Genomic DNA, 1,891 nt, shown 5'->3' on the forward strand with positions numbered 1-1,891 from the left:
GTCGGCCCTTGTTGTACAACAGCAATCGATGAAAAGCGCCTCTGCGCTTGATGAATCTATCCGTCGTCTCTCGTCCGGGCTGCGCATCAACAGTGCGAGTGATGACTCTGCCGGGCAGGCTATTGCTAATCGTTTAACCAGTCAGCAGAAAGGGCTGGAACAGGCGCAGCGCAACGCCGCTGATGGCTTATCGTTGGCAGAAACAGCCGAAAGCGCACTGAATGAAATCAACAGTCGTTTACAGCGTATCCGCGAACTCGCCGTGCAGGGACTCAGTGAAACTTACTCACAGACCGACAGTGATGCGATTCAGGCGGAGATCAATCTCAACCTGAAAGAGATCGATCGACTCAATACCACCTCCCGCTTTAACGGCATCAGCCTGCTGAACGGCAGTGCGGGTAAAGTAGGTATACAGGTGGGTGCGAACGATAATAATAAAATCGACCTCGATTTATCACAGGGTTTCAGTGTTGAACAGCTGGGTTTAAAGGACCTGATTATCCGCGGCATCAGCGGTTCAATTACGCCAGCGAATACCATTATCGGCATCGCCAATAATATCTCGCTGAACAACGGCAGCGTCTCGGTGAACTACTCGACGCCAGTGACGCTGACATCGCCGCAGCTGGTGAGAAGCAACATCACGAACCAGCTTTATATACAGGGCACCGCCAGCGACGGCACGCCAACGTTTTACCCGGCGTCTTATAGTGCAACGTGGTATACCGCTACCGGAAGCGGTACGGTTTCTGTTGGCACCTCCAGTAACGTTCCGCTGTATAGCGGCGTCAGCGCTATCGCCGCTCGACCCCTCCCTTCCGTTAACTATCTGGACGACAACGGAACTGCATTGAGCAACAGCCCGCCGCCGACCCTGACAGAAAACAACGGTCAGTATTATATCGAACAGAACGATATCTATTACGCTGCTGATATTCACTTCGCCACCAGCGGTGCTGTGACCGCGCAGATAACCAACGCCAGCGGCCAGCCGGATACTGACTTCACGCCACTGCCGACCCAGGTTTCAACAACTCCGGCAATCGACACCAGCACCGCGACACTCACCTTTACGGATGCAAATGGCAATGCCGTGGCAAACAGTGATGCACGCCTGGTGAAATACGGCAGCCAGTACATGATGGAAGTCGGTGACGGCAGCGGCAACTATCAGTATTACAACGCCAGTGTCAATGCCACGAGTGATGGAACGCTCACTTCGCTGAGCGTGACGGCCAGCAGCATCGCCAGCCAGAACAGCTTTACCGCGGTATCGACCGTCAATGGAACGTCCGTGGTGACGCTTGACCCGGCAAATGTCGAAACCCGCTACACCGAAAACGGCGGCCAGAGCTTTAGTGATGTGCTGCGTCTCGATGCGGAGGGTAATTATTATATGGATGTACACGGCGGAACCGTCAACAAGACGGCAACGCTGGTCACGCTGAATGACGGCAATAATACCCACCTGTTGAAAACGCTGGAAGGAGTGGGTGATGTACAGATCTTCTTCACCACGACGATGGCTGCCGTCACGGATGCTTCCACAAACAACACCCAGATGAGCATTGCGGAAACGGGTTCTGAAATCCGGCTGCGTAATCCGGATGACCCGTTAGCGACCCTCGACAGAGCCATCAGCCGTATCGATAGCCAGCGTTCATTACTCGGGGCCGCTGCCAACCGTCTGACATCGGTGCAGAACGTGCAGAGTGCCACGTCCACCCATTTTGCTGAATCACGTTCACGTATTGAAGATGCCGACTATGCCGTCGAGGTGTCCGCAATGGCCCGGGCACAAATTCTGCAACAGTCCAGCGCCTCGTTACTGTCGAAGGTGATGACGACCACGCCACAAATGGTGCTGTCGTTGCTGGAAGGATAATTC

1 protein-coding gene is annotated in these 1,891 nt (G+C 54.3%); it reads left to right on the forward strand.

Features of this window, described 5'->3' with window-relative positions; genetic code table 11:
• The coding region (locus WH277_RS00740; protein WP_339503804.1) for a flagellin N-terminal helical domain-containing protein at positions 1-1,888 on the forward strand (1,888 nt) is incomplete at its 5' end.
• Positions 1,889-1,891 lie beyond the last annotated feature (3 nt).

This window comes from Erwinia sp. MYb416, from assembly GCF_037479575.1.
Taxonomy (GTDB): Bacteria; Pseudomonadota; Gammaproteobacteria; order Enterobacterales; family Enterobacteriaceae; genus Erwinia; species Erwinia rhapontici.